The sequence below is a fragment of the Herbaspirillum sp. 1130 genome (assembly GCF_017833835.1).
Taxonomy (GTDB): domain Bacteria; phylum Pseudomonadota; class Gammaproteobacteria; order Burkholderiales; family Burkholderiaceae_D; genus Herbaspirillum; species Herbaspirillum huttiense.
Genome location: NZ_JAFICQ010000002.1, coordinates 848,893 through 875,353, shown reverse-complemented (window position 1 = coordinate 875,353; position 26,461 = coordinate 848,893). Strand labels below are relative to the sequence as shown.

Annotated in this window: 24 protein-coding genes; 21 read left to right on the top strand and 3 right to left on the bottom strand. The window is 64.4% G+C overall.

Annotated elements, in window-relative coordinates; translation table 11 throughout:
- Positions 1 to 509 precede the first annotated feature (509 nt).
- From JOD78_RS12725 to JOD78_RS12690, 8 genes are all read left to right on the top strand, one after another.
- Positions 510 to 1,484 (top strand): aldose 1-epimerase, encoded by a 975-nt coding sequence (locus JOD78_RS12725; protein ID WP_209567817.1) that lies wholly within the window; start codon positions 510 to 512, stop codon positions 1,482 to 1,484.
- 18 nt (positions 1,485 to 1,502) lie between these two features.
- The gene (locus JOD78_RS12720) at positions 1,503 to 2,462 is read left to right on the top strand and encodes a 2-dehydro-3-deoxygalactonokinase (RefSeq protein ID WP_134137218.1); all 960 of its coding nucleotides are present in this window, start codon (positions 1,503 to 1,505) and stop codon (positions 2,460 to 2,462) included.
- A gap of 46 nt (positions 2,463 to 2,508) precedes the next feature.
- Positions 2,509 to 3,147: a 2-dehydro-3-deoxy-6-phosphogalactonate aldolase gene (locus JOD78_RS12715; protein ID WP_121044395.1), complete on the top strand. Its 639-nt coding sequence runs from the start codon at positions 2,509 to 2,511 to the stop codon at positions 3,145 to 3,147.
- An 88-nt stretch (positions 3,148 to 3,235) separates the two neighbouring features.
- The gene (gene dgoD / locus JOD78_RS12710) at positions 3,236 to 4,384 is read left to right on the top strand and encodes a galactonate dehydratase (RefSeq protein ID WP_034336070.1); all 1,149 of its coding nucleotides are present in this window, start codon (positions 3,236 to 3,238) and stop codon (positions 4,382 to 4,384) included.
- 217 nt (positions 4,385 to 4,601) lie between these two features.
- Entirely contained in the window at positions 4,602 to 5,690 is a 1,089-nt protein-coding gene (locus JOD78_RS12705) for a type IV toxin-antitoxin system AbiEi family antitoxin (protein ID WP_209567819.1), read from the top strand.
- Complete coding sequence (locus JOD78_RS12700) at positions 5,678 to 6,553, top strand: nucleotidyl transferase AbiEii/AbiGii toxin family protein (RefSeq protein ID WP_209567821.1); 876 nt, start codon at positions 5,678 to 5,680, stop codon at positions 6,551 to 6,553. The genes JOD78_RS12705 and JOD78_RS12700 overlap by 13 nt, the downstream gene beginning before the upstream one ends.
- A gap of 99 nt (positions 6,554 to 6,652) precedes the next feature.
- Positions 6,653 to 7,825, top strand: coding sequence for an MFS transporter (locus JOD78_RS12695; protein ID WP_209567823.1), 1,173 nt, complete (start codon positions 6,653 to 6,655; stop codon positions 7,823 to 7,825).
- Between the two features lie 77 nt (positions 7,826 to 7,902).
- Positions 7,903 to 9,186 (top strand): glycosyltransferase, encoded by a 1,284-nt coding sequence (locus JOD78_RS12690; RefSeq protein WP_209567825.1) that lies wholly within the window; start codon positions 7,903 to 7,905, stop codon positions 9,184 to 9,186.
- Between the two features lies 1 nt (position 9,187).
- Here JOD78_RS12690 and JOD78_RS12685 read toward each other — a convergent pair whose 3' ends face one another.
- A complete protein-coding gene (locus tag JOD78_RS12685; protein WP_134137225.1) occupies positions 9,188 to 10,099 on the bottom strand; it encodes a LysR substrate-binding domain-containing protein in 912 nt (303 codons plus the stop codon).
- Positions 10,100 to 10,333: 234 nt separating this feature from the next.
- On the opposite strand from JOD78_RS12685, the gene map reads away from it, so the two are divergent.
- Positions 10,334 to 11,131: a type I methionyl aminopeptidase gene (gene map, locus JOD78_RS12680; protein WP_034336051.1), complete on the top strand. Its 798-nt coding sequence runs from the start codon at positions 10,334 to 10,336 to the stop codon at positions 11,129 to 11,131.
- 30 nt (positions 11,132 to 11,161) lie between these two features.
- Here the strand turns inward: map and JOD78_RS12675 are convergent, their stop codons facing one another.
- Positions 11,162 to 11,983, bottom strand: a complete 822-nt coding sequence (locus JOD78_RS12675) for a DeoR/GlpR family DNA-binding transcription regulator (protein WP_034336049.1) — start codon at positions 11,981 to 11,983, stop codon at positions 11,162 to 11,164.
- A 246-nt stretch (positions 11,984 to 12,229) separates the two neighbouring features.
- On the opposite strand from JOD78_RS12675, the gene deoC reads away from it, so the two are divergent.
- The 12 genes from deoC to JOD78_RS12615 all read left to right on the top strand — a co-directional run bounded on the left by deoC (position 12,230) and on the right by JOD78_RS12615 (position 25,934).
- Positions 12,230 to 13,261 carry a deoxyribose-phosphate aldolase gene (gene deoC, locus JOD78_RS12670; protein ID WP_204724954.1) on the top strand — a complete coding sequence of 344 codons (1,032 nt, stop codon included), beginning with the start codon at positions 12,230 to 12,232 and terminating at the stop codon, positions 13,259 to 13,261.
- A 23-nt stretch (positions 13,262 to 13,284) separates the two neighbouring features.
- Positions 13,285 to 15,666, top strand: coding sequence for an aldehyde dehydrogenase family protein (locus tag JOD78_RS12665; protein ID WP_209567827.1), 2,382 nt, complete (start codon positions 13,285 to 13,287; stop codon positions 15,664 to 15,666).
- 190 nt (positions 15,667 to 15,856) lie between these two features.
- Positions 15,857 to 16,309, top strand: coding sequence for an RbsD/FucU family protein (locus tag JOD78_RS12660; RefSeq protein WP_039789135.1), 453 nt, complete (start codon positions 15,857 to 15,859; stop codon positions 16,307 to 16,309).
- 2 nt (positions 16,310 to 16,311) lie between these two features.
- Positions 16,312 to 17,274, top strand: a complete 963-nt coding sequence (gene rbsK, locus JOD78_RS12655; protein WP_034331986.1) for a ribokinase — start codon at positions 16,312 to 16,314, stop codon at positions 17,272 to 17,274.
- A gap of 25 nt (positions 17,275 to 17,299) precedes the next feature.
- Complete coding sequence (locus JOD78_RS12650; protein WP_134221499.1) at positions 17,300 to 18,307, top strand: ABC transporter permease; 1,008 nt, start codon at positions 17,300 to 17,302, stop codon at positions 18,305 to 18,307.
- Positions 18,308 to 18,357: 50 nt separating this feature from the next.
- Positions 18,358 to 19,365: a substrate-binding domain-containing protein gene (locus JOD78_RS12645; RefSeq protein ID WP_034331985.1), complete on the top strand. Its 1,008-nt coding sequence runs from the start codon at positions 18,358 to 18,360 to the stop codon at positions 19,363 to 19,365.
- Between the two features lie 90 nt (positions 19,366 to 19,455).
- Positions 19,456 to 21,018, top strand: coding sequence for a sugar ABC transporter ATP-binding protein (locus JOD78_RS12640; protein ID WP_209567829.1), 1,563 nt, complete (start codon positions 19,456 to 19,458; stop codon positions 21,016 to 21,018).
- A gap of 9 nt (positions 21,019 to 21,027) precedes the next feature.
- The gene (locus JOD78_RS12635; RefSeq protein ID WP_204724950.1) at positions 21,028 to 22,080 is read left to right on the top strand and encodes an ABC transporter permease; all 1,053 of its coding nucleotides are present in this window, start codon (positions 21,028 to 21,030) and stop codon (positions 22,078 to 22,080) included.
- Between the two features lie 177 nt (positions 22,081 to 22,257).
- Positions 22,258 to 22,818, top strand: coding sequence for a DUF3455 domain-containing protein (locus JOD78_RS12630; protein WP_039789139.1), 561 nt, complete (start codon positions 22,258 to 22,260; stop codon positions 22,816 to 22,818).
- 94 nt (positions 22,819 to 22,912) lie between these two features.
- A complete protein-coding gene (locus tag JOD78_RS12625; protein WP_209567831.1) occupies positions 22,913 to 23,461 on the top strand; it encodes a sigma-70 family RNA polymerase sigma factor in 549 nt (182 codons plus the stop codon).
- Positions 23,458 to 24,165: an anti-sigma factor gene (locus JOD78_RS12620; protein WP_134137231.1), complete on the top strand. Its 708-nt coding sequence runs from the start codon at positions 23,458 to 23,460 to the stop codon at positions 24,163 to 24,165. The genes JOD78_RS12625 and JOD78_RS12620 overlap by 4 nt, the downstream gene beginning before the upstream one ends.
- A gap of 212 nt (positions 24,166 to 24,377) precedes the next feature.
- On the top strand, positions 24,378 to 25,934 hold the full coding sequence (locus tag JOD78_RS12615; RefSeq protein ID WP_245202101.1) for an EAL domain-containing protein: 1,557 nt from the start codon (positions 24,378 to 24,380) through the stop codon (positions 25,932 to 25,934).
- A gap of 15 nt (positions 25,935 to 25,949) precedes the next feature.
- On the opposite strand, the gene JOD78_RS12610 is transcribed toward JOD78_RS12615, so the two are convergent.
- Positions 25,950 to 26,444 carry an aspartyl/asparaginyl beta-hydroxylase domain-containing protein gene (locus tag JOD78_RS12610; RefSeq protein WP_204724947.1) on the bottom strand — a complete coding sequence of 165 codons (495 nt, stop codon included), beginning with the start codon at positions 26,442 to 26,444 and terminating at the stop codon, positions 25,950 to 25,952.
- Between the last annotated feature and the right edge of the window lie 17 nt (positions 26,445 to 26,461).

Sequence of the window (26,461 nt, the reverse complement as noted above, 5' to 3'; positions counted from 1 at the left end):
CCCTTTGTTCTATGCGTGGGGTGCGCTGCGCCGGAATGCGTTGGACTTGTAGGTATGAATTGGAAGCGGCGCGGTGCGGTTGGAATCGCGGACAGCCCTGATCGTCCTTGATTCGCGCTCCATATTAGGCAAGCGACCAATTCGCATCCAATGAATTTTTAATGTTTTTCGATATCGTTTCGCACATCGTTGGGGCAGCGCGCCCCGCCTGTGCATCGAGCTGGCGCATGCCGGCCACGCATGCTGCCTCACTGCCTGCCTCACTGCGGACGGCGCGCATTTTTGATATCGTTTGCGATGATTTTTTCATTATTCCCTATCGGAGTGCGGTGATAGGATCAGCCAGATTTTTTTGAAGCGCACTGCATGAAGACCGGGCGCGAACCCACGTGAGCCAACTCCTTCTTCCTGCCGACGACTTCAGACAGCCCCAAGGGGGACGACGCGATGGACAACGCGTTCCCGTGCCCACGATGCACGCAGCACTCCATAACAAGATACGAGACACCATGCCATCCCGAGCAAGCGATGCCCAACGTGCAGGCTCCCAGGGGCTGCCGGAAATCCATACCCTGCAGTCAGGGCGCCAGCGTCTGCACGTGCTGCCGACGCTGGGCGGCGCACTGGCCGGCTGGGAATGGCAGCGTGACCGCAAGTGGCTGCCGCTGCTGCGCCCCTGGAGTGCCGACCCGGAAAAGCTGTACGCGACCGCGTGCTTCCCGCTGCTGCCCTGGTCCAACCGCATCACCGGCGGCGGCTTCGATTTCAACGGCAAGCATTATCCGCTGAGCCCCAATCGTCCCGGCGAACCCTATCCCATCCACGGCGACAGCTGGCGCCAGGCCTGGACCATCGTGTCCCAGGCCGACGACCGCATGGCGCTGGAACTGGATTCGCATCGCTGCGACGGCAACCCCTATGTCTATCGTGCGCGACAGGTGCTGACCCTGCGCGAGAACGCGCTGGAAATCGAATTGCGCGTGACCAATACGGGCGAAGAGACCTTGCCCTACGGCCTGGGCCTGCATCCCTATTTCCTGCATGACGCGCAAACCCGCCTGCAATTCCGTTCGCGCGGCGTGTGGCTCTCCGGGCCGGACCGCATCCCCACCGGTTTCTCGCGGGAACTGCCGAGCGGCTGGGACTACAACCGCGCCGCCTCGCTGCAAGGCGGCCTGATCGACAACTGCTTCGAAGGCTGGGACGGTCTGGCCATGATCGAGGATCCGGCACGCGGCCTGCGCCTGCAGATGCACACCACGGATCGCAGCGGCTATGTACTGATGTTCCGCCCCAATGGCCTGCCGTATTTCTGCCTGGAACCGGTCACGCATCCCATCGATGCCTTCCACCAGCCGAACCAGCCCGGCCTGATCGCGCTGGCACCGGGAGAAGACATGGTGCTGCTGACCCGCTTCACGGTCTGCGAGATCGCCCAGGAGCCAGTCCAGGCCACCACCCAACAGACAAGCCTGGCGCGCTGACGCCGGCAAAGAATGACGATGAACCAAGCACTGAATCAAGACTGCGCCCTGATTGCCCTCGACTGGGGGACCTCCTCGCTGCGCTGCTATCGTTTCGATCGCAGCGGCCAGGTGGTGGAGCGCCGCGCCCATCCCTGGGGCATCATGAACCTGCCGGCCGTGGGCCACGGCGAAGATGCCCACGCGCCTTACCGTGCCGCGCTGGAAGCCGCCTGCGGCGACTGGCTCAAGGCCGCGCCCGGCGCCCCTCTGATCGCGGCCGGCATGGTCGGCAGCAAGCAGGGCTGGCGTGAAGCCGCCTATCTGAACGTGCCGCTGGCCCCCGCGCTGATTGGCAGCCAGCTGACCGAAGTTGACACCGGCCTCGGCCGTCCGCTGTGGATCGTGCCGGGCCTGCTGGAAGCCGGAGCCCTGCCCAATGTGATGCGCGGCGAAGAGACTCAGGTCATCGGTGCCCTGCAGACCCGTACCGAGCGCGAGCTGCTGATCGGCCTGCCCGGCACCCATTCGAAGTGGGTGCGCGTGGTCGAGGGCCGCATCGAACATTTCGATACTTTCATGACCGGCGAAGTCTATGGCGCGCTGTGCGGCCACACCATCCTGGGCCGCACCATGCAAAAACCGGAGGTGGCCGATGACGAAGCTTTCCTGCGCGGTGCCGGCGTGGCCAGGACCGCACAAGGCAAGAGCGGCGTGCTCTCCAACATCTTCAGCAGCCGCACCCTGGGCCTGACCGGTGAACTGGCGGCCGAGGCGCAACCCGACTATCTCTCGGGCCTGTTGATCGGCCACGAGATCGCCGCCCTGAAGAATCTGTATCCGACCACGCCGGCCATCGTCCTGATCGGCGACCCCGGCCTGTGCCGCCGCTACCAGCTGGCGCTGGACCTGTATGGACTGGGCCCGGCCGCCGAGGCCGGTGCCGCCACCGAAGCGGGCCTGTGGATCCTGGCGCAGCACGCCGGCCTGCTGGCCTGATCGCCCCCTTTACTGCACCACCTACGACGCACCCGGACAAAAGACCATGAGCACCCATTCCCAACGATTCCACGACGCCCTGCGCAGCACCGGCATGATTGCCATCCTGCGCGGCGTGCGCAACGAGGAAGCCGAAGCCATCGGCGCGGCCCTCTACGAGAGCGGCTTCCGCATCATCGAAGTCCCGCTGAATTCGCCCGAACCGCTGGCCAGCATCAGCATCCTGCGCAAGAGCCTGCCGGCGGACTGCATCGTCGGTGCCGGTACGGTCCTGAAGCCCGCGCTGGTGCAAGACGTCAAGAATGCCGGCGGCGAGCTGATCGTCATGCCGCACAGCGATGGCGCCGTGATTCGTGCCGCGCGCGATGCGGGCCTGTACAGCGCACCGGGCGTGGCCACCGTGACCGAAGCTTTTGCGGCGCTGGACAACGGCGCTGACGTACTCAAGATGTTCCCGGCCGAACAGCTGGGTCCGCAGGTGGTCAAGGCCTGGCGTGCCGTGATCGCCCGCGACATCGCGTTGCTGCCGGTCGGTGGCATCACGCCCGAAGGCATGGCGGTGTTCCGCGCGGCCGGTGCCTCCGGCTTTGGCCTGGGATCGGCGCTCTACACGCCGGGCCTGTCCGCCGACGCAGTGCGCCAGCGTGCACAGGCCTTCGTGGCGGCCTGGAAGGCGCTGGGCTGATTTCCCGCACACCAGATTCATCGTTGTCACCGATCGCACAGCGATCATTCATCTACAGAACAGATTAAACGCATAACCGGACCGAACAATGAAAATCACCAAGATCTCCACCTTCATCGTGCCCCCGCGCTGGTGCTTCCTCAAGATCGAGACTGACGAAGGCATCGTCGGCTGGGGCGAGCCCATCGTGGAAGGCCGCGCGCACACCGTCGCGGCAGCCGTGGACGAGCTGGCCGATTACCTGGTCGGCAAGGACCCGCGCAACATCGAAGACCACTGGACCGTGCTCTATCGCGGCGGTTTCTATCGCGGCGGTGCCATCCACATGAGCGCACTGGCCGGCATTGACCAGGCCCTGTGGGACATCAAGGGCAAGGCCCTGGGCGTGCCGGTGCACCAGCTGCTCGGCGGCGCGGTGCGCAACTCGATTCGCGTCTATTCCTGGATCGGCGGTGACCGTCCGGCCGATACTGCAGCGGCGGCCAAGAACGCCGTGGCCCGTGGCTTTACTGCCGTGAAGATGAACGGCACCGAAGAACTGCAATTCATCGACAGCCACGACAAGATCGAACTGACCCTGGCCAACGTGCAAGCGGTGCGTGAAGCCGTGGGCCCGAACGTGGGCATCGGCGTGGACTTCCACGGCCGCGTGCACAAGCCCATGGCCAAGGTCCTGATCAAGGAACTGGAGCCGTACAAGCTGATGTTCATCGAAGAACCGGTGCTGTCGGAAAACTCGGAGGCCCTGAAGGAAATCGCCCACCTGACCTCGACCCCGATCGCCCTGGGCGAGCGCCTGTATTCGCGCTGGGACTTCAAGCGCATCCTCTCCGAGGGCTATGTGGACATCATCCAGCCGGACGTCTCGCACGCCGGCGGCATCACCGAGACCCGCAAGATCGCCATGATGGCCGAAGCCTACGACGTGGCGCTGGCGCTGCACTGCCCGCTGGGCCCGATCGCGCTGGCCTCCTGCCTGCAGGTCGATGCCGGCAGCTACAACGCCTTCATCCAGGAGCAGAGCCTGGGCATTCACTACAACGAAAGCAATGACCTGCTGGACTACATCCGCGACAAGAACGTGTTCGCGTATGAAGACGGCTACGTCAAGATCCCGCAAGGCCCTGGTCTGGGCATCGAGATCAATGAAGAGTATGTCCGTCAGCGTGCCGAAGTCGGCCACCGCTGGCGCAACCCGATCTGGCGCCACAAGGATGGCAGCTTTGCCGAATGGTAAAGCGATAAGCCGAAACTTCCTCCTCGGTAGTCCCTCAACCCGGTCCGGCGCAAGCTGGCCGGGTTTTTTTGCGTTTACCGAGATGCCAAACAATAATCCTGCCTGAACATTAGCGGCGCATATTTCACCAATAACGCATATTTCAACATATGTTGAAATATACCGCTTTACTGAAAACATGGGTTGACAATTTCATCGAAAGTGCTAATTTCATCATATGCTGAAAACACATCATTCAATGAAATCGTTTGAGACCCAAGCAGCCCATGCCCTGCGCTCGTTGCTGCTGCAGGTGCCTGCGCTCAAGTTGCTGGACATCGAGCACGAGACCGCCATGGCGGATTCAGGCGTCGATTTCACGGCGCGGATCAAGGTCGCAGGCAAACGCCATGCATTGGTGTGCGAAGCCAATTCCTCGGGGCAACCGCGCCATGTGCGCCATGCCTTGCTGACCCTGCGCGATTACATGTCGCACCACGCAAAGGACGCCACGCCCGTCCTGATCGCCCCTTACCTGTCTCCCGATGCCCAGGCGCTGTGCCGTGAACATGAAGCCGGTTTCCTGGATCTGGAAGGCAATGCCCGCCTGGTCTTCGACGGCATCTTCATCGAACGGCAGGTGGCCAGCAAACCCGTTGCCGACCGACGGGCACTGCGCTCCTTGTTCAAACCGAAATCAGCGCAAGTGTTGCGGGTGTTGCTGCGCGACCCGCAGCGCGCCTGGCGCGTCATGGAATTGGCTCAGGCGGCGGCGGTCAGCCTCGGCCACGTCAGCAATGTGCGCACGGCTCTGCTCGAGCGCGAATGGGCCCAGGTGGCGGAGGGTGGCCTGTTCCTGTCAGAACCGGATGCCCTGCTGGATGAATGGCAGGATGCCTATACACCACCTGCCGGTGAGCGTCTGGCTTTCTACACGCCCCTGCACGGAAGCGCCTTTGAACAGGCGGCACGGCACGCCATGCGCCGTCACCGGGAAGACGAACTCCCCGCAGCCGCATTTTCATCGTTCTCGGCGGCGCAATGGCTGGCCCCCTACGCCAGGACCGGAACCCATTATTTCCAGGCAACCGAAGCCGGGTTGGAATCACTGCAGTCCGCCCTGAAGCTGTCCTCTGCGGCCAAAGGCGAGAACGTCATGGTGAACCTGCTTGACGACGCCGATCTTCTTCGTGACACGCAGGAACCCGCGCCCGGCGCGGTCTGCACCAGTCCCATTCAAACCTATCTAGACCTGCACCACGCAGGCGAACGCGGACGGGAGGCCGCAGACCATCTCCGAAAGACATTGCTCACATGGAAAAGCTGACGCCCGGCGAACCGCAATCCGCCACTGATTACGATGATCGTACAAGTACTGCAGTCAAAAAAGTCCTGATCGAAATCGGTCAGATCCTCGGGAGTTTCAAAGGCAAATTCGCCATCGTCGGCGGTGCGGTTCCGTGGCTGCTGCTGGGCAATGACGACATGCCGCACGTGGGCACGGTGGACGTTGACCTCAGCCTTGATGCCGAAGCGCTGGGTGACGGTGAATACGCAACGCTGGTAGAAGCCTTGCAGGAACACGGATATCAGCAGCGCCGGGACCTGCGCCGCTTCCAGTTGCTGCGGCAAGTTCCCACCGAAGACGAAGGCGCGTCCATCGATATCATCGTCGACTTCCTCATGCCGCGCGATGCAGAGATCGTCAAGAACGTCCCGCCGCTCATCAGCGACTTCGCCGTGCAGCGCGCCGATGGGGCCGATCTCGCACTGCGTTTCTATCAATGGGTTGCCATCAGCGGACCCATGCCGACCGGCGGCACCAATCGGGTCGAGATCGCGGTGTGCTCGATCCCCGCCTTGCTGGCCATGAAAGGGCACGCCATCGAAGGGCGCTACAAGCAAAAGGATGCCTATGACATCTACTACTGCATCCGCAACTATCCGGGCGGGGCGGATGTGCTTGCAGAAGAATGCCGCGCCCTGCTGCTGCATCCCAGCGCGGCAGCCGGTTACGGTTTCATTGACCGCAAATTCGACAGCGTCGACGGTTTCGGACCTACCTGTGTGCGCCACTTCGTCGAGCAGTCGCAGGTCCTCGGCGAACGTACACCTGAACAATGGCAACAAGATGCCTATGGCCAGATTGATCTCTGGCTGAGGGCGCTCGGCATCAGAGGGCCAGCGTGATTCATCTGTGGGATCGATCAAGCTGATCTGAATAATCCATTTAACGAATGAATCAAAAACTGGCAAAGTGACGATCTTTGACTTTCGCCAGACCTCTCCATGCATTCAGGCAGCTCATCCGCACCCGCTTTCCACCCGCACCGCATCCGCAACGCCACCCGTGCCACCATGGCGCAGTTCTTCGTCAACGGGGCCACCTTCGCCACCTGGGGCATCCTGATTCCCTCGGTGAAGGATCGCTTCGCCCTGTCGGATGCGGTGCTGTCGCTGGCCATGCTGGCGGTGGCCGGCGGTGCCCTGCTGACCATGGGCCAGTCCGGCAAGTGGATCGCGCGCGTGGGCAGCGCGCGCGCCCTGCGCCAGGCCGGCATGCTCTACGCGGCCACGCTGCTGCTGATCCCGCTGGCCCCGCAGTTCTGGATGCTGGTAGCGCTGCTGCTGGTGTTCGGCAGCGCCATGGCCGCCTTCGACGTGGCCATGTCGGTCCAGGCCGCGCTGGTGGAAAACGGCCGCAGCCGGCCCATCATGTCCACCCTGCACGCCATGTTCAGCATCGGCGGCATCGCCGGCTCGGCGCTGGGCGCCCTGCCCGGCCTGTCGCCCCTGGCGCATGCCGCGCTGGTGGCGGCGGTGACGCTGTCGGTGGCCTTGTCCATCGGCCCCTTCGCCTTGCCCGACGATGTCCATGATGAAACCGCGAGCACGCCCGGCACCGACAAATCCGCCCGCCGCATGGTCCTGGTGCTGGGCGTGATCTCCTTCCTGGCACTCATGTGCGAAGGCGGCATGTATGACTGGGCCGCCGTGTACATGCGCGACATCGCCCAGTCGCCCGCCGCCTGGGTCAGCTACAGCTACGCCGCGTTTTCTACCGGCATGGCGGCCGGGCGGCTGACCGGCGACCGCATCCGTGCACGCATCGGCGGCCTGCGTACGCTGCTCTGGAGCGGGGTGGCAGGGGCTGCCGGCATCGCGCTGGCGGCGGCCTTGCCGACACCGCTGGCGACCATGGCCGGCCTGCTGCTGGCCGGGCTGGGCATTGCCAACCTGATGCCGATCTTCTTCTTGGCCGCAGCACGCGTACCGGGCATGCCGGCCGCCGAGAGCATCGCCGCCGTGGCGCGCTTCGCCTACGTCGGCATGCTGCTGGGACCGGTGTGCATCGGTGGCGTGGCCGAGCACCTGGGGCTGCGGGTGAGCTTCGTGGGGGTGGCACTGGTGATGATGGTGGTGGCGCTGTTCGGGCCTCGAGCGGTCAAACGCTTCATCTGACGACGGCGAGGGCAAGCGAAATCGGCTACAGTGGCGCGCACCCCTGAAGCCTTCTTCATTTCGCCCCCAAACCACCCATGCCAGCGCCTGCCCGCCCTGCTCCCCTGCTGATCCTCGCCACCACCGGCACCACCGGCGACATGCTGCCCTTCCTCTCGCTCGGTCTCGGCCTGCAAGCGCGGGGACATCGGGTGCTGATGGTGGTGCCGCGTTTTCATGCGGCCTTGTTCGAGCAAGCGGGACTGTCCTGCCATCCCCTGGGCAGCGTGGAAGAATTCCAGGCCGTGCTGGCCAATCCGGACCTGTGGGATGAGCGCCGGGGCTGGCAGGTGATCTGCCGGGCCGCCGCGCCCTACATCGATTGCCTGCACCAGCTGGTGGCTCAATTGCCTGCCGAGGAAGAGTGCGTCATCCTCAGCCATCCCTTGCTGGTCCCGGCGGCTGACATTGCGCGCAGCCTGCGTCCCGGACTGCGCATCGTCGCCACCTATCTCGCCCCCTCCAACCTGTGCAGCAGCCATGACCTGCTGGCCATGGGATCACTGCCCGTCCCCGGCTGGCTGCCGCTGCCCTGGCGCAAGACCCTGTGGTCACTGGCACACCGCTGGATGATCGATCCGCCCGCGCTGCCCGCGCTCAATGCCGTGCGGGCCAGGCTGGGATTGCCGCCGGTGGCGCATTTCTTTGCGCACGTGATGCAGGCACCGGATGCATCGCTGGGATTGTTCCCGAACTGGTTCGGCGCGGTCCAGCCGGATTGGCCGCAGCCTTTCCTGAGCGGACAATTTCCGCCTCCGGCATCGTCTTCGCCATCGGACTGGACACCGGCCATGCGGCAGTTTCTCGACGCTGGTCCGGCACCCATCGTCTTTACGCCAGGCTCCGGCCACCAGCATGCCGCACAGTTCTTCGCCAGCGCTGTACGGGCTGCACAGGCTCTGGGCCGCCGCGCACTGCTGGTGACCCGGCATCGCGAACAACTGACGGCAGTCTTGCCCGAGGGCGTGCTGTGGCAGTCCTATGTGAGCTTCGATGCCCTGCTGCCGGAGGTGGCCGCCATCGTCCATCACGGCGGTATCGGTACCACCGCCGCTGCCTTGCGGGCAGGCGTACCGCAGCTGGTGGTGCCGTTTGCCTACGATCAGTTCGACAATGCTTATCGGGTCAGACGGCTGGGGGTGGGCGAGATCATTCCGGCCAAACGCCTTTCCGCAGCACGCCTGCAAGCAGCGCTGGCGCGCCTGCTGGCAGCGCCTGACGTGGCGCAACGCTGCCACGCCATTGCCCGCTCCATGCAGGCCAGCGAACATCCGGAAGGATGGGCCGAGCTGGCGGAGCAGGCGCTGCTGCCGGGGCGCTGATTCAGTTTTGTTCCCGGGCCTGCGCCTGCTCCATCAACAACTCCAGAAACGCTGCCGGTGCCGCATCCAGCACCAGCACGCCATTGCGGGCCGCAGTCTTGTGCGTGACCACCAGCTCCCAGCACAGCTCCACTCCGCGCAGCTTGACGCTGGCCAGCTTGCCACGCCGTGCATGCACCAGATCGCGCGGCAACAGCGCGACGCCCAGTCCATGCCCGACCAGATCAAGCAAGGTCACCAGATCACTGACCTCGAAGGCCACGCGACGCCGCAAGCCCGCCTCGGCGAAGCCGCGATCCACCAGCGCACGCGTACCCAGCCCGGTTTCGAAATCGACGAAGCCCTCGCCGGCCAGTTGTTCCAGTGTCACCGAACGCGCCTTGGACAGACGATGGCTGGGATGGCAGGCCAGCACCAGTTCGTCGCAGGCGATGATGTGTTGCTGCAAACCCTCCCCGCTCTCCTCGATGGGCAGGATGGCCAGGTCCAGCTGGCGGGCATCGATCTTTTCATTCAGTTCGCCGGCCGCGCCCTGGCACAGCCGCACCTCCACCGCCGGATGGCGGCGGTGGAAACGCGCCAGCAGCGCCGGCAGATCGACGAAGGAGGGCAGGCTCTGCACCGTGCCGATGGACAGCCGGCCACGCCGCATGGCATTGACGTCGGCCACGTTGGTGGCCCCCTGTTCCAGCGCCGCCAGTGAACGGCGGGCACTCTCCAGGAAAGCCTCGCCGGCCGCCGTCAGCTCCACCCGGCGCGTGGTGCGCACGAATAGCGCTGCCGCCAGTTCTTCTTCCAGCAGGCGGATCGAGGACGACAGCGCCGATTGCACCACATGGCAGCGCGTGGCCGCCCGGGTAAAACTTTTTTCTTCTGCCAGCGCGATGAATTGGCGCAGTTGCCTCAGTTCCATGGGTTCGTGTTGGTTGGTAATGCTGTTGGATTGATCAATGCGATGAATGAATCATGCGGTCTGCATCGATTCTACTGACAAGTCCGCGTCAGCACGGCTGTGGAAAAAAGTCTGCGCCGCGCCTCGAAAAATCGCCATTACCGGGTGCCGATGCGGCAGCCGCCTGCCAGCCCGGCTAAAATAGTCGCCCGAACGACCGCTGCGCACCGCGCGGCACCCACCGAACAGACAAGCATGAGAAAAGTGAAGCTGCGCAACGCCGCAGAAATCGCCCAGGCCCGCGTGGCCGGGCAACTGGCGGCCGAAGTGCTGCATATCGTGGCCGAGCACGTCAAGGCCGGTGTCACCACCGACGAACTGGACCGCATCTGCCATGACCACATCGTCAAGGTGCAACAGGCCACTCCGGCCAACATCGGCTACCACGGCTTCCCCAAGACCATCTGCAGTTCCGTCAACGACGTGATCTGCCACGGCATCCCCGGCGGCCAGGTGCTCAAGGATGGCGACATCATCAACATCGACGTCGCCGTCATCAAGGATGGCTGGTACGGCGACTGCAGCCGCATGTACTTCGTGGGTTCGCCCAACGCCACCGCACGCAAGCTGGTCAACACCACCTACGAGGCCATGTGCGCGGGCATCCGCGCGGTGCGGCCGGGCGCGACCCTGGGCGATGTCGGCCACGCGATCCAGACCGTGGCCCAGCGCGACGGCTTCTCGGTGGTGCGTGAATATTGCGGCCACGGCATCGGCACCATCTACCACGATGAACCGCAAGTGCTGCACTACGGCCAGCGCAACAGCGGCCTGCCGCTCAAGGAAGGCATGATCTTCACCATCGAACCGATGTTGAACGCCGGGAAGCGCCACACGCGCCAGCTCGACGACGGCTGGACCGTGCTGACCGCTGACGGCTCGCTGTCGGCCCAGTGGGAACACATGGTGGTGGTCACCGCCAAGGGCTATGAAATCCTCACGCCCTGGCCGGAAGGCTGCGGCGACTATCCTTCCATCGCCACCCGCAACTGACCTGCCTGCGCATCAATCCGGTGGCGGGTCTCAGCCTGCCACCACCTCGATGGGAAAGTCCGAGAACAGGTCCAGCTGATCCTGTTCCGGCGTCCCGCCCACCACGATCCCCGAAAACACTTCCAGCGTGCTGTAGAAGGCCGGACGAAAACGGCCCAGCTTGCTCTGGTCGATCACCACGTAGCACTCCGCCGCGCTGGCAATGGCCGCCTGCTTGATCGGCACTTCGTGGAAGTTGGAACAGCTCACGCCGCGCCGCGCATCCACCCCGCCCGCCGACAGGAAGGCCTTGTTCACGCCCAGCCGCTTGAGATAGGCCACGCCCTCTTCGGACGCAAACGAGGCCGATGACGGGTGATACAGCCCGCCCAGCAGGATCACCTGCGTATTGGGACGCTGGCTGACGATGTTGGCAATGTTCAGGGAATAACAAATCACGCTCAGGCCGATATCAACCGGCAAGGCCTCCGCCAGATGCGTCATGGTGGTGCCGCAGTCGATGAAAATGCTGTCCCCCTCCTGCACCCGCTGCGCCGCGCGCTGGCAGGCCAGGCGCTTGCGCTGGGCGTGCTGGTCGGCTTCGCGGTCGATCGAGTAGCGGTTCTCGCCAGCGCCGGGGCTGCTTTCCAGCACGTGGCCGCCGAGGCAGATCAGCGGCGAATCGTCGGCAGCCAGGTCGCGCCGCACCGTCATTACCGTCACTCCCAGCACTTCGGCAATGCGCGCCAGTGGTGTCGGGCCCTGCTCGCGGATCATGTCCTGCATGCGCGACAGCCGCTGGGCGCGCGCGCGTTCGCCCAGCGTGGGTTGAGGGACCGGCTTTCCGGTCGACGTCGGGGTCATCGATGCCATGAGGCGTTTTCCTGATCGGGAAATGTTGCAGATAAAAAAAGGTTGCGCCTTAAAAGTTATGGATGTAACGTTACAGCCATTAAATGTTATTTGCAAAACATTTAGCGCGTTGGGCCACATTGTAGCGAGGCCGGCGGACGGCGTCGATGCATGCAAGAGCCAAGCCTGACCCAGCGCAAGCAGCACATGGAAGAGACACTGCCCGTAAGCATCAGCCTACGGTAATTAACTAAAAGTTACGCAGCCATGAACATGACCAGCAAGACCCCTTCCCTGCGCCGTGCGCAGGGCGAGGCCGACATCGTGCGCGAGGATAGCGCGCCCGCCGGCCATCCGCGCAACAGCGTGCAGCCCTATGACGCTGCCGCCTTCGAACATTTGCGCATCAACCTGAGCGCCGCCGAAAAGCGCGTCGCCACCTTGAAGGGCCGCCGCTCGGTCAAGAAGGATGCGCAGGCCGCCTGGCTGCTCAAGGCCATCACCTGCATCGATCTCACCACGCTGTCCGGCGACGATACCCCGCAACGCGTGCGCCGCCTGTGCGCCAAGGCCGCCAATCCGGTGCGCGCCGATCTGCTGGAAGCGCTGGGCATGCAGGCACGCGGGCTGACCACGGGTGCGGTGTGCGTCTATCACCGCTTCGTGAAGACGGCAGTGGAAGCGCTGGAAGGAAAGAATATTCCGGTGGCGGCGGTGTCGACGGGCTTTCCGGCAGGTCTCAATCCGCACGCCCTGAAGCTCAAGGAAATCGAAGCCTCGGTGCGCGATGGTGCCGCCGAAATCGACATCGTCATTACTCGCGAACACGTGCTCACCGGCAATTGGGAAGCGCTCTACCGCGAGATGCGCGACTTCCGCCATGCCTGTGGCGACGCCCACGTCAAGGCCATCCTCGCCACCGGCGAACTGAAGACCCTGCGCAACGTCGCCAAGGCCTCAATGGTCTGCATGATGGCGGGCGCTGATTTCATCAAGACCTCCACCGGCAAGGAGAGCGTCAACGCCACGCCGCTGGTCTCGCTGGTGATGCTGCGCATGATTCGCCAGTACCAGGAGATGACCGGCATCCAGGTCGGCTACAAGCCCGCAGGGGGAGTCGCCACGGCCAAGGATGTCCTCGAATACCAGGTGCTGATGAAGGAAGAACTGGGTGACGACTGGCTGCAACCCGATCTGTTCCGCGTGGGAGCCTCCAGCCTGCTGGCCGATATCGAACGCCAGCTGGAACACCACGTCACCGGCCGTTACTCCGCCTTCAACCGGCATGCCATCGGCTAAGCCACCCTGCACGGACAAGCACAATGAGCGTTTCCACCTATTTCGACACCATGGATTACGGCCCCGCCCCCGAGAGTGACAAGGATGCCCGCGCCTGGCTGGCCAGCCACGAGGCCTCGTTCGGCCACTTCATCGCGGGACGTTTCACCCAGCCCGGCGGCCAGCTGGAAGATCTCGACCCGGCCAGCGGCAAGCGGCTGGCGCATCTCACCCAAGGCTCGGCGGCGGATGTGGATGCCGCCGTCAACGCCGCCCAGGCCGCGCTGGCCGGCTGGCAGGCGCTGGGCGGCCATGGCCGTGCGCGTCACCTGTATGCGCTGGCGCGCGCCGTGCAACGCCACGCCCGCCTGCTGGCCGTGCTGGAGACCATGGACAACGGCAAACCACTGCGCGAATCACGCGATGTGGACGTACCGCTGGTGGCGCGCCACTTCTATCACTACGCCGGCTGGGCGCAGTTGCAGGAAAGCGAATTCCCTGATCATGTTCCGGTCGGCGTGGTCGGTCAGATCGTGCCGTGGAATTTCCCGCTGCTGATGCTGGCCTGGAAGATCGCCCCGGCGCTGGCGCTGGGCAATACGGTGGTCCTGAAACCCGCCGAAGACACCTCGCTGACGGCCCTGCTCTTTGCCGAACTGGCACAGCAGGCCGGGCTGCCAGCGGGCGTGCTCAATATCGTCACCGGCGATGGCAGCACGGGCGCGGCCATCGTCGCGCATCCCGGCATCCAGAAAATCGCCTTCACCGGCTCCACCGAAGTGGGCCGCCTGATCCGCGCACAGACCGCCGGCAGCGGCAAGTCGCTGACGCTGGAGCTGGGCGGCAAGTCGCCCTTCATCGTCTTCGATGATGCCGATATCGATGCCTCCATCGAAGGCGTGGTCGATGCGATCTGGTTCAACCAAGGGCAGGTCTGCTGTGCCGGTAGCCGCTTGCTGGTGCAGGAAGGCATCCACGATCTCTTCATCGCGCGGCTGAAAAAACGCATGGAAAAACTCAAGGTCGGCGCACCGCTGGACAAGTGCAGCGACATGGGTGCGCTGATTTCCCCGGTGCAGCTGGAACGCGTGCGGCGCCTGGTCGAACAGGGTGTGCGTGAAGGTGCGCAGTGCCATCAGGTGGCCCTCGATGTGCCGCCCGGCGGCTGCTTCTATCCGCCCACGCTGCTGACCGGCGTGCATCCCGCTGCCACCGTGGCCACCGAGGAAATCTTTGGCCCGGTGCTGGTAGCGATGAGTTTCCGCACCCCCGACGAAGCCGTGCAACTGGCCAACAACAGCCGCTATGGACTGGCCGCCAGCGTCTGGAGCGAGACCATCGGCCTGGCCCTGGGCGTGGCCCCGCAGCTGAAAGCGGGCGTGGTGTGGATCAACAGCACCAACCAGTTCGATGCGGCCGTCGGTTTTGGTGGCGTGCGCGAATCCGGCTATGGCCGCGAGGGCGGACGCGAAGGCTGCTACGAATACCTCAAACCGCGCCATCGCCTGAACCGCGCGCAACGCAATACTGCATCGGCCACGCCGGCCGGCGCACGCAAGGACTCTCCGCTGCAAGGCGGCCTGGTCGACCGCACTGCCAAGCTTTACATCGGCGGCAAGCAGGTCCGTCCGGATGGCGAAGTCTCGATGGCTTGCCACGCGGCCAGTGGCGAACGTCTGGAAGACGTGGGCCAGGGCAACCGCAAGGATATCCGCAACGCTGTCGCCGCTGCCGTCAAGGCCGGTGGCTGGAGCAGCGCGACTGCCCATCGCCGCGCCCAGGGGCTGTATTACATCGCGGAAAATCTGTCAGCGCGCGCCGATGAATTCGCGCGCCGCATTGCCCTCACCACCGGGGTCTCCACCGAGGCCGCGCGGGCTGAAGTGGACGCCGCGATCAAACGCCTCTTCAGCTATGGCGCCTGGGCCGACAAGTACGACGGTGCCGTGCACCAGCCACCCCTGCGTGGCGTGGCCCTGGCCATGCCGGAAGCCATCGGCGTGGTCGGCGTGGTCTGTCCGGAAGAACAGCCGCTGCTGTCCTTCATCAGCCTGGTGGCGCCGCTCATCGCCATGGGCAACCGCGTGGTGGTAGTCCCCGGCCAGCAGGCAGCGCTCGTGGCAACCGATCTGTATCAGGTGCTTGATACATCGGACCTGCCCGGCGGTGTCATCAACATCGTCACCGGCAAGAGCGCCGAGCTGCTCACCGTACTGGCCGAGCATGACGAGGTCGATGCCCTGTGGGTACGCGGACCGGCCGAGTTCTCGGCGACGGCCGAGCGGCTGTCCGTCGGCAATCTCAAGCGCTGCTTCGTGGATCACGGCGAGGTCACCGACTGGCACGATGCTGCGCAAGCTGAAGGCAGCGAATATCTGCGCCAGGCCACGCACGTCAAGAACATCTGGATTCCTTATGGCGAATGACAACCTTGTGCTTCAGCGCAATACGGTTTTCCTGACGAAGTCCTGACGATATGCTGACTAATAAACCGAAAGAAATTAAATCTTGAAATATTAGTTTTTTACGGTGAACAATCAAGCTGAACAAGGACTCCCAAGCAACAAGATTTAGATTTATTCTATAAGCATACTTATAAAATCCACAGGAGACGACATGCTTAAAAATCTGCATCCTTTATTGAACGCCGATGTGCTCTACGCCTTGCGCGCGATGGGCCACGGTGACGAACTGGTCTTGTGCGACGCCAATTTCCCGGCCGACTCGGTGGCCCGACAGACGGTGCTGGGCAAGGTGCTGCGCATCGATGGCGTGGGCACCACCGAAGCTGCGCGCGCCATCCTCTCGGTACTGCCGCTGGACAATGCCGTGGAGCAGCCGGTGCGGCGCATGGAGATCATGGGCGAACCTGCCACCATCCCGCCGGTACAGCAGGAACTGCAACAGGAAGTCAACCAGGCTGAAGGCCGCGAACGTCCGCTCGGGTCCATCGAGCGCTTCGCCTTTTACGAAGCGGCCAAGAAAGCGTATTGCGTGATCGCCACCGGCGAGCGCCGCTTCTACGGCTGCTTCCTGCTCAAAAAAGGTGTGTTGCCACCGGAGGCGTGAGCATGACTTCCCTCTCGCACAAGACCGGCGTGGCCGTGCTGGGCATCTACGTGGCCGACCTCGCTTTCCGCGCACCCGGCATGCCCGGCCTGGGCCAGACCATCGCCGGCACCGGCTTCGCCATGGGGCCCGGCGGCAAGGGCTCCAACCAGGCCGTGGCCGCTGCGCGCGTCGGTGCGCCGGTGCGCTTCATCTCGGCCATCGGCAAGGATTCCTTCGGTGACTTCGCGCTTTCGCTGTGGCGTCAGGAAACCATCGCCCCGCACGTGCGCGTGATCGAGGATGCCCCCACCGGGGCAGCCTTCATCTACGTCAACGATGCCAGCGGCGACAATGCCATCATCGTGGTGCCGGGTGCCGCCTCGCAACTGTCCACCCAGGATGTGGAACGCGAACACCAGGCCATCGAAGCGGCCAGTGTCTTCGTCACCCAGCTGGAGCAGCCGCCCGAGGCCGCACTCACCGGCCTGCAGATCGCCCGTGCGGCAGGCACCACCACCGTCTTCAACCCGGCCCCGGCACTGGACTTCCCGCCGCAGATCTATGGCCTGTGCGATTTCATCACCCCCAATGAGCATGAAGCGGCCCTGCTGACCGGTATCGAAATCCACACCGTCGACGATGCCCGCCGCGCTGCCGACGTGCTGCTGGAACGCGGCGTGGGCTGCGCCCTCATCACGCTGGGCGCGCAGGGTGCCTTGCTGCACAGCCGCTCGCAATCGCTGCATCTGCCGGCCCTGTGCGCAGGCACCGTGGTGGAGACCGCCGGCGCGGGCGATGCCTTCAACGGCGCGTTCGCCGCCGGACTGGCCGAAGGCATGAGCGCAGAGCAGGCCGCGCGGCTGGCCACGGCGGTGGCAGCCATTTCGGTCACCCGCCCCGGCACCGCCCCGTCCATGCCCAGCCGCCAGGAAGCGCTGGCGCTGCTGCAGGCCAACGCCGGTGCGCTGGCGCAGGCGCAATGACATTCCCCCGCAAGGTGAACCGACCATGAAACTGAAGATCTCCGACCCGCAACTGCTGTTCCTGCTGGTCATCAACCTGGCCATCCTGCTGGTGGCCACCGTGTTCTCGCGCGGCGACTTCCTGGACCTCTACAACTTCCAGTCCATGGCCAGCCAGCTGCCTGAACTGGGCCTGCTGGCCATCGGCGTGGCGCTGGCGATGATCTCGGGCAATGGCGGCATCGATCTCTCCGGCATTGGCCTGGCCAATCTGGCCGGGGTCGTGGCCGCAGCCACCATGCCGCTGCTGGTGGCCGCGCCCGATGCGGCACCGTGGACGTATACCCTGGGCTTCATCGCGGTGGCACTGGTCACCGGACTGGTGGGCGGTGCGCTCAACGGCTGGCTGATTTCGCGCGGCAATCTGACGCCGATCCTCTGCACGCTGGGCACGCAGATGATCTTCACCGGACTGGCCGTGGTGCTGACCAATGGCTCCAGCCTGCGCATCAGCGTGGTCGATCCGATCTCGGCCATCGGCAATGAATCGGTGCTGGGCGTGCCGATCCCCTTCATCATCTTCGTCGCGCTGCTGCTGGGCGTGGGCTGGCTGATGCGCTACAGCCTGTTCGGCATCAAGCTCTACCTGCTGGGCACCAATGCGCGCGCGGCACGTTACGCGGGCATCTCGCAGAATCGCCTGCGCTTTGCCACCTACACCTTGAGCGGCGTGCTGGCCTCGGTGGCCGGCGTCATCATCGCCGCACGCACTGCCAGCGTGAAGGCCGACTATGGCAACTCCTACCTGCTCATCGCCATCCTGATCGCGGTGATGGCCGGCATCCGTCCGCAAGGCGGCTACGGGCGCATGGTCTGCCTGTTCTTCTCGGCGCTGGCGCTGCAGCTGCTGTCCTCGACCTTCAACCTGCTGGAGATTTCCAACTTCTTCCGCGACTGCGCCTGGGGCTTGCTGCTGCTGTGTTTCCTGGCCTCGGCGCGGGTCAGCTGGCGTGATTTTTTCCCGAATTCAAAGGCGCAATTGCGCAAGTCTTGAACAGCACCCCGCCTGTCAAGATCCATCCACATAGTGGGGAAACTGGAGACATGATGAACAAGAAATCGGCTTGCGTACTGGGTTCGGCTCTGGCAGCCATCGGCTTTGCCAGCGCGCTGCAGGCGCAGAACAAACCCATCGATATCGTCACCGTGGTCAAGATCACCGGCATCAGCTGGTTCAACCGCATGGAAGTGGGCGTCAAGGAATTCGCTGCCGCCAATCCCGGCGTGACCACGCGCCAGATCGGCCCGGCCCAATCGGACGCCGCCCAGCAGCAACGCCTGGTGGAAGACCTGGTGGCCAAGAAGGTCGATGCCATCGCCGTGGTGTCGATGGATCCGCCCACTCTGGAGCCGGTCTTGAAGCGCGCCCTGGATCGTGGCATCAAGGTGGTCACCCATGAAGCCGACAACCAGAAGAACACTCTGGTCGATATCGAAGCCTTCGACAACACCGCCTATGGCGCCCGCCTGAATGACCGGCTGGCCGCCTGCATGGGCGAGACCGGCAAGTGGTCGTCGCTGGTCGGTTCGCTGGGCAGCCAGTCGCAGGTGCAATGGGCCGATGGCGGCGCTTCCAATGCCGCCAAGAAGTATCCCAAGATGACCCTGGTCGATGCCAAGAACGAATCGGCCAACGATGCCGAGAAGGCCTACGCCAAGGCCAAGGAAATCCTGCGCAAGCATCCTGACATCAAGGGCTTCCAGGGTTCGTCGTCGCTCGACGTGCTGGGTATCGGCCGCGCCGTGGAAGAGGCCGGCCTGCAGGGCAAGGTCTGTGTCTATGGCACCGGCCTGCCGAGCGAAGCGGCCAAGTTCCTGGAGTCGGGTGCCGTGGGTGGCATCGCCTTCTGGGATCCGAAGGATGCCGGCCTGGCCATGAACAAGGCCGCCATGATGCTGGTGCAGGGCAAGAAGATCACCGACGGCATGGACCTGGGCATTCCCGGCTACAACAAGGTCAGCGTCAAGAAGGGTCCGGGCGTGGGCGTGATCGTCACCGGCCAGGCCTGGGTCGAAGTGGACAAGAAGAACTACAAGCAGTACGCGTTCTGATCGCGGCCTGATCAGACCCACCGGACATCCGCCGCGCGCCCGCATCATCATCCCGGCCACGGCGGATGTCCTTCGTCATCGCGTTGGACTATGAGCACTCACGACACTTCCCGCCCCGACGGCGCGCCTGCCCAGGAATTCCTGCGGCTGCAGGGTATCCACAAGCGCTTTGCCGGGGTGCATGCCCTGCGCGGCATCGATCTGACCATCCACGCCGGCGAGATCTATCACCTGCTGGGCGAGAACGGCTGCGGCAAGAGCACCATGATCAAGATCATCGCCGGGGCCCAGCCGCCCAGCGAAGGAGAAATCTTCATCCAGGGCGAACGCGTGGCCGAGCTCACGCCACTGGCCTCGCTGTCGCTGGGCATCGAGACGGTGTATCAGGATCTCTCGCTGCTGCCCAACATGAGCGTGGCCGAGAACGTCGCCCTGAGCGCCCAGCTGGTGCGCCATCAGGGGCGGCTGGCACGCCTGTTCGATCGCGGCGCCCTCAACGACACGGCGGCGCGCGCCCTGCGCGCGGTCAACCTGCCGGCCACGGCGGCGTTTCTCGATACGCGCGTGGACGAGCTGCCCATCGCCACCCGCCAGTTGATCGCCATCGCCCGCGCGATTGCCACCAGCGCGCGCATGGTGATCATGGATGAACCGACTACCTCGCTCACCCAGAAGGAAGTCGATGCGCTGGTCAAGGTCATCAACGGCCTGCGCGCCAATGGCGTGGCCGTGCTGTTCGTGAGCCACAAGCTCGATGAATGCTTTGCCATCGGCGGCCAGGCCATCGTTTTCCGCGATGGAGAAAAAGTCGCGCAAGGACCGATCCAGACCTTCACCAAGGCCCAGTTGGGCCAGCTGATGACCGGCAAACAGTTGAGCGAGGAGCGCTATCGCGTCGACGCCCAATTGCAGAAGACCCGCCTGGAAGTCACGGCCCTCACGCGCCGCGCCACCTTCGAGGACGTCAGCTTCACGTTGCATGAAGGCGAGATCCTGGGCATCACCGGCCTGCTTGATTCAGGCCGCAATGAACTGGCCCTGGCGCTGGCCGGGGTCGAACCGGCGCATGGCGGACAGATCGTGCTGGACGGACAGCGACTGTCGCTGCGCGCGCCCGGCGATGCGATCACGCATGGCATCGGCTACGTACCCGAGGATCGCATCAGCGAAGGCCTGTTCCTCGACAAATCGATTCGCGACAACATCATCACCACCATCCTGCGCAAGATGCGCGGCAAGTTCGGCGCACTCGATGCGGCGGCCTGCCAGCGCTTCTCGGTGGACACGGTCCGGCAATTGCAGATCGCCACCCCGGACGTGGATCGTCCGGTGCAGTCGCTCTCCGGCGGCAACCAGCAGCGCGTGCTGATCGGCCGCTGGCTGGCCATCAATCCGCGCGTGCTGATCCTGCACGGGCCGACGGTGGGCGTGGATGTGGGTTCCAAGGACATCATCTACCGCATCATCCAGGACCTGGCAAAACAGGGCATGGGCGTCATCCTCATCAGCGACGACCTGCCCGAGCTGCTGCAGAACTGCGACAACCTGCTGCTGATGAAGCGCGGACGCATCGTGCGCCGCTTCGAGGTGGAGGGCTTGTCCGAGAGCGACCTCGCGCACGACCTGGTCTCCGAACAAAGCCACGAACATTGAGAACCGAGCATGGATGCAAGCACTTTGACCCGCCAGAACGCCCACACCGACACCAGTCCCGCCCTGCCCCCGCGCAGCGCGGCAGCCAGCCTGGGTGCGCTGCTCAAGAAAAACCCTTCGCTGTTCACCTTCGTCCTGATCCTGCTGGTGGTGGTGACGGTGGCCCTGATCAATCCCGCCTTCTTCCAGCTGGCGGTGCTGTTCGACATCGTGCGCGCCTGCACCACGCTGGGCCTGTTTGCGCTGGGCGTGATGATCGTGCTGGCCGCCGGTGGCATCGACGTCTCCTTCGCGGCCATCGCGGCGCTCACCATGTATTCCATCACCAAGGTGGTGATGACGTATTTCCCGGAGACGCACATTGCCGTCATCCTGCTGGCCGGTGCGGTTGGCGGCACCGCGCTGGGTGTGCTCAACGGGCTGCTGGTGGACTGGCTCAAGGCACCCTCGCTGATCGTCACCATCGGTACCCAGTATCTCTATCGCGGCATCCTGCTGACCTTCGTCGGGACCGTGTTCTTCATGAACGTGCCGCATGCCATGGATCAGTTCGGCAAGCTGGCCCTGGCGCGGCATGACACGGCCAGCGGCCTGCACGCCGTGCTGCCCGCCACCGTGCTGGTGCTGGTGCTGGCCAGTGCGCTGACCTGGTGGCTGCTCAACAAGACCCTGATGGGGCGCGCCGTCTACGCCGTGGGCGGCAGCCTGGCCATCGCCGAACGGCTGGGCTACAAATTGCGTTCGGTGCATCTGTTCGTGTTCGGCTATGCCGGTTTCCTGTCCGGACTGGCGGGCATCGTGCACGTCTCCAGCACGCGCCTGGCCAATCCCTTCGACCTGGTGGGCAGCGAGCTGGATGTGATCGCCGCCGTGGTCCTTGGCGGTGCGCGCATCACGGGCGGCCATGGCAGTGTGGTGGGTACCCTGCTGGGCGTGCTGCTGGTGACCCTGATCAACAACGTGCTGATCCTGGCCGGCGTGCCCAGTACCTGGCAGAAAGCCATCATCGGCGGCTTCATCGTGCTGGCGGGTGCGGTGTTCGCGCTGCGGCGGGAGAAGTAGAATTTCCCGTTAAAAATACTCACCAATTCTCCCGCCCATCTTTTTTAAAAAATATTTTCAGATCACTGCATCCAGATCGGCTCCTCGCGGGTAGTACCTCATGTCAGCCCCGTTGTCGCGCATGCGGCGGCGGGCTGCACGAGACGACCATTCATTTCAAGAAACAAGGAGCCCATCATGCAAACTGCCATCCTGTCTACCCGTTCCCTCCGTATCGCCCTGCCCCTGGCCGCGGCCCTCACGCTGGCGGCCTGCGCGCCCATGTCGACCATGTATTCGCAGGACAGCCTGCCGGACGCCGTCAAGGTCCCGGCCGGCAACAAGGTGGTCCTGCAGACCGTGGGCGTGGGTGAGATCCTCTATGAGTGCCGCGCCAAGAAGGACATGCCCGGCCAGTTCGAATGGACCTTCGTCGGCCCCGATGCCGTGCTCAAGGATCGCAGCGGCATGCAGGTCGGCCGCTACTACGGCCCGCCGGCCACCTGGGAGAGCAGCGACGGATCCAAGGTGACCGGTGCGCAGGTCGCGGTGGCCCCGGCTGGCACCGGCAATATCCCGCATCAGCTGGTCAAGGCCAATCCGGCTACCGGCATGGGTGCGATGACGCAGACGACCTATATCCAGCGCGTCGCCACCAAGGGTGGCGTGGCACCGGCTGATCGCTGCGACATGGGTTCGGCGGGTGCCAAGCAGAAGGTGGGCTATCAGGCCGACTATATCTTCTGGAAGGCTTCCTGATGCGAGCGTAATCCAGGCCATAACCTCGCTATAATCCAGGTCACCCCGGCCGGACGTTCCGGCCGGGCAACCTGCGCCCGGAGCCTGATTTCGCGTGACTGACGTCCCCGCCTCCTTCGATCATGAAGCCGCCCTGCTGGCCTGCGCGCGCGGCGAGCGCCGTGCATTGCAGGCGCTTTACGAACACGAGGGCCGCTATCTGCTGGGGGTGGCCTTGCGCATCGTGCGTGATCGCGCACTGGCCGAGGACGTCCTGCATGACGCCTTCCTCAATCTGTGGAACCGCGCCGCCAGCTTCGACCCGGCGCGCGGAGCGGCACGCGGGTGGATCTACACGGTAGTACGCCATACGGCACTCAATCGCATCCGCGCCATGCAGCACGAAGTCGCCGCCGGTGATGACATGGAAGAACTGGCCGACCGCGCCGAGCCCGCCGTGGATGCACCCGAGTGGCAAGCCGATCTCGGCCGGCTGGACGAGTGCCTGGGCCAGTTGAGCGATGCCAAACGCGCCAGCATCGTCTACGCCTATGTCGATGGCTGCACCCATGGCGAAATCGCCGAGCGCCTGCAAGCGCCGCTGGGATCGGTGAAGGCATGGATCAAGCGCGGCCTGGCCGCGCTGCGGGAGTGTATCGGATGAATGCATCACACGATGAACTGCAATGGCTGGCGGCCCAGTACGTGCTGGGGACGCTGCCGCACGCACAGCGCCAGGCGGTGGAGCAGCGCCTGGCCACGGACGGCGCACTGCGTGCCGCCGTCGATGAATGGGAAACCAAGCTGCATCCGCTGACCGCACTGGCCGAACCGGTGCAGCCCTCGGCCAGCCTGTGGCAGCGCATCGAGCGCAGCCTGCCCATGCCGGCCCCGGTACGTCAGCGTGGCGGCTGGCATGCATGGTGGGAGAGCGTGCAATTCTGGCGCTGGAGTACCGGCGCGGCGCTGGCCTGCTCGGTGCTGCTGGCCGTGCTCATGCTGCGTGCCGAGCCGCCGACGCGTGCGCCGGCCTACATGGTGGTACTGGTGGCGCCGCAGGACAAGGCCCCCGGCTGGGTGGTACAGACCGGTGGCAGCGGCCGCCTCAACCTGATCCCTCTGGGCGTGGCCACCGTGCCGCAGGAGAAGGCGCTGCAATTCTGGACCAAGGGGGCCAACTGGAACGGCCCGGTCTCGCTGGGCATCGTCAAGCCTGGCAAGACCCAGGAAGTCCCGTTGGACAAACTGCCACCGCTGCAGCCGGACCAGCTCTTCGAGATCACCCTGGAGCCGGGTACCGGCTCGCCCACGGGCCGTCCGACCGGCCCCATCCTCTACATCGGCCGCGCGGTCAAGGTCACTTCCTGAGACCGGCGCGATGGCGCATGGCGTGAGCCAATCCGCGTGGCAGCGAGGACTGGCGAGATTCGTGGATGGCGCGCATCAGTTGCGATGCGCGTTCGTACCGCGCGCTGGGAAATCGCCGCAAAACACGATGCAAAACAATCGCCAACGAAAAAAACCGAATAAGGAGACGCGGTTTTAAATTAAGCTTGCGCGAAATAATTACTGTCTCAGCAATGAATCGCAAAGTCTTCCGGCGCGTTTCCTCCTGGAAAATTCTCCTCTGGGCCTGCACCAGCATGGTCGGAGGCGTCTTTCTGGCGCAGCTCGCGCTGACCATTTCGGAGATCCGCCACATCGACGCCTCGTCGATGCAGGCCTTGCAGCGTGCGGAAGACGCCGGACGCGCCACCGCCGATGCGCTGCGCCGGGCCGAAGCGAGTCCCTTCGAGATGTGCTCGGAGGGCGACCTTACCATCCTGCGCAACATCACCTATGCCAACAGCTATGTGGCCGACCTGGGCCGCATCGAGCAGGGCGTGGTGCGTTGTACGGCGCTGTGGGGCAAACTGGACAAGCTCACCCGCCTGCCTGAGCCGCACTATCATGCGCGCGGCGGCTTCAGCGTGTGGAGCCATCAGGAAGTGCTGCAGACGCATTACCAGACCAACCTGGTGGCCCTGAACCGCAGCCTGGCCATCGCCTCGCCCTCGACCTTCGATCTCAATCGTTTCTATCAGGATGTATCGCTGCGCATCACCAACGGCAACGGCACGCACACCTATGCCGAGCGCGACGGCCTGCGCTACAACCCGGCCGGCGCGATGGACCTGCTGCCCGGCATCGACATCACCGAATGCAGCCGCGACATGGCCCTGTGCGCCCAGGCGAGCGCGCGCCTGCACTGGTTTGCGCTGGCCCAGCCCTTGAGTTTTGTGGCGCTGCTGGCGGGCAGTTTCCTGCTGGGTGCGCTGGCCTACCTGATGCATCTGCGCCTGCGCCGCAATCAGGGTGTGGTGGAGAAGCTGCGCGAGGGCATCGCCAATGACGAGATCGTGCTGCTGTACCAGCCCATCGTCTGCGTGCGCGACCTGAGCCTGAAGGGATACGAAGCGCTGGCGCGCTGGCGCCCGGCGGATGAACCCGAGATCGGCCCGGAAATCTTCGTCCCGCTGGCGGCGCAAAACCGGCTCAGCACGGCGCTCGCGAAGGTGGTACTGGCGCGTGCGCTGCGCGAGATGCAGGATCTGCTGCAGGCCGATCCGATGCTGGTGCTGGCGGTCAATACCGAGGTGGCCGACATCGAGGATGCGGACTTCATCGAGTTCGCGCTCGAACTGACGGCGGCCACGCCGGGCCTGCGTCCGCAATTGCATCTGGAAGTCACCGAGCGTGCCGACATCCGTTCGGCCACTTTCACACAGAACATCGAGCTGTTGCGCCAGGCGGGCTTTGCGATCTGGATCGATGACTTCGGTACCGGCAGTGCCAATCTGTCGCATCTGTCCTATGCGCAGTTCGACGGCATCAAGATCGACCGGCTTTTCACCAGTGCCTTGAGCACCGGTTCACCGCTGCGCTCGGTGGTCCCCAACCTGCTGCGCCTGGCCACCGAGCTGGAGCTGAAGGTGGTCATCGAGGGCATCGAGACGGAAGAGCAATTGCAGCTCATACGCAGCATCGCGCCGCAGATTCATGCACAGGGCTGGCTGTTCAGCAAGGCGATGGAATTGCGCGAAGTGCTGCAGCAGCGGCAGCCTTATACGCTGGAGGAGTTCGGCCTGGCGGCGTGAGCGGGATGCTTGCGCTCAAGGGCTGCGGCCGTCTTTCCAGACATCGACGATGAGCACGACGCGGTCGCTGTCATCCTGATTGGCGGCGGCGTGGATCCGCAGGTCATCGAACACCACGATCTTGCCTTCGCGCGCCACGTGGCGTTGTCCTTCCACTTCCAGCCAGGCACCCGGTGGGCAGATCAGGCCCAGGTGTACGCGCCAGACTCCCTCGACGGCTCCCCGGTGCGGCAGGATCATGGCCCCCGGCCGCAGCACGGAAAACCCGGCCATGAAGAGCCCGGGAATCTGGCGCACGATCGTGTGCGTAACGGGGCACAGCATTTCGCCGGGCATGCGCTGGTCGGGGTAATGCACGCCGAGCACATCCCAGAGGCCGTTGTGCAGATCTTTTTCCGGCCACTCGACGACGCGATGTGCGGCTTGCAGGTATTCGTCGCGGATGCTTTGCCAGTGTTCTTCAAGAGGGCGCAGGTGGGGGTGGGATGCGATGTACTGGAAGGGTGGCATGAGGGGGAAATGGACGG

Coding starts and splice junctions, on each gene's coding strand:
- JOD78_RS12725 (WP_209567817.1), top strand. CDS start 510: ATGCCATCCCGAGCAAGCGATGCCCAACGTGCAGGCTCCCAGGGGCTG.
- JOD78_RS12720 (WP_134137218.1), top strand. CDS start 1,503: ATGAACCAAGCACTGAATCAAGACTGCGCCCTGATTGCCCTCGACTGG.
- JOD78_RS12715 (WP_121044395.1), top strand. CDS start 2,509: ATGAGCACCCATTCCCAACGATTCCACGACGCCCTGCGCAGCACCGGC.
- dgoD (WP_034336070.1), top strand. CDS start 3,236: ATGAAAATCACCAAGATCTCCACCTTCATCGTGCCCCCGCGCTGGTGC.
- JOD78_RS12705 (WP_209567819.1), top strand. CDS start 4,602: ATGCTGAAAACACATCATTCAATGAAATCGTTTGAGACCCAAGCAGCC.
- JOD78_RS12700 (WP_209567821.1), top strand. CDS start 5,678: ATGGAAAAGCTGACGCCCGGCGAACCGCAATCCGCCACTGATTACGAT.
- JOD78_RS12695 (WP_209567823.1), top strand. CDS start 6,653: ATGCATTCAGGCAGCTCATCCGCACCCGCTTTCCACCCGCACCGCATC.
- JOD78_RS12690 (WP_209567825.1), top strand. CDS start 7,903: ATGCCAGCGCCTGCCCGCCCTGCTCCCCTGCTGATCCTCGCCACCACC.
- JOD78_RS12685 (WP_134137225.1), bottom strand. CDS start 10,099: ATGGAACTGAGGCAACTGCGCCAATTCATCGCGCTGGCAGAAGAAAAA.
- map (WP_034336051.1), top strand. CDS start 10,334: ATGAGAAAAGTGAAGCTGCGCAACGCCGCAGAAATCGCCCAGGCCCGC.
- JOD78_RS12675 (WP_034336049.1), bottom strand. CDS start 11,983: ATGGCATCGATGACCCCGACGTCGACCGGAAAGCCGGTCCCTCAACCC.
- deoC (WP_204724954.1), top strand. CDS start 12,230: ATGAACATGACCAGCAAGACCCCTTCCCTGCGCCGTGCGCAGGGCGAG.
- JOD78_RS12665 (WP_209567827.1), top strand. CDS start 13,285: ATGAGCGTTTCCACCTATTTCGACACCATGGATTACGGCCCCGCCCCC.
- JOD78_RS12660 (WP_039789135.1), top strand. CDS start 15,857: ATGCTTAAAAATCTGCATCCTTTATTGAACGCCGATGTGCTCTACGCC.
- rbsK (WP_034331986.1), top strand. CDS start 16,312: ATGACTTCCCTCTCGCACAAGACCGGCGTGGCCGTGCTGGGCATCTAC.
- JOD78_RS12650 (WP_134221499.1), top strand. CDS start 17,300: ATGAAACTGAAGATCTCCGACCCGCAACTGCTGTTCCTGCTGGTCATC.
- JOD78_RS12645 (WP_034331985.1), top strand. CDS start 18,358: ATGATGAACAAGAAATCGGCTTGCGTACTGGGTTCGGCTCTGGCAGCC.
- JOD78_RS12640 (WP_209567829.1), top strand. CDS start 19,456: ATGAGCACTCACGACACTTCCCGCCCCGACGGCGCGCCTGCCCAGGAA.
- JOD78_RS12635 (WP_204724950.1), top strand. CDS start 21,028: ATGGATGCAAGCACTTTGACCCGCCAGAACGCCCACACCGACACCAGT.
- JOD78_RS12630 (WP_039789139.1), top strand. CDS start 22,258: ATGCAAACTGCCATCCTGTCTACCCGTTCCCTCCGTATCGCCCTGCCC.
- JOD78_RS12620 (WP_134137231.1), top strand. CDS start 23,458: ATGAATGCATCACACGATGAACTGCAATGGCTGGCGGCCCAGTACGTG.
- JOD78_RS12615 (WP_245202101.1), top strand. CDS start 24,378: ATGAATCGCAAAGTCTTCCGGCGCGTTTCCTCCTGGAAAATTCTCCTC.
- JOD78_RS12610 (WP_204724947.1), bottom strand. CDS start 26,444: ATGCCACCCTTCCAGTACATCGCATCCCACCCCCACCTGCGCCCTCTT.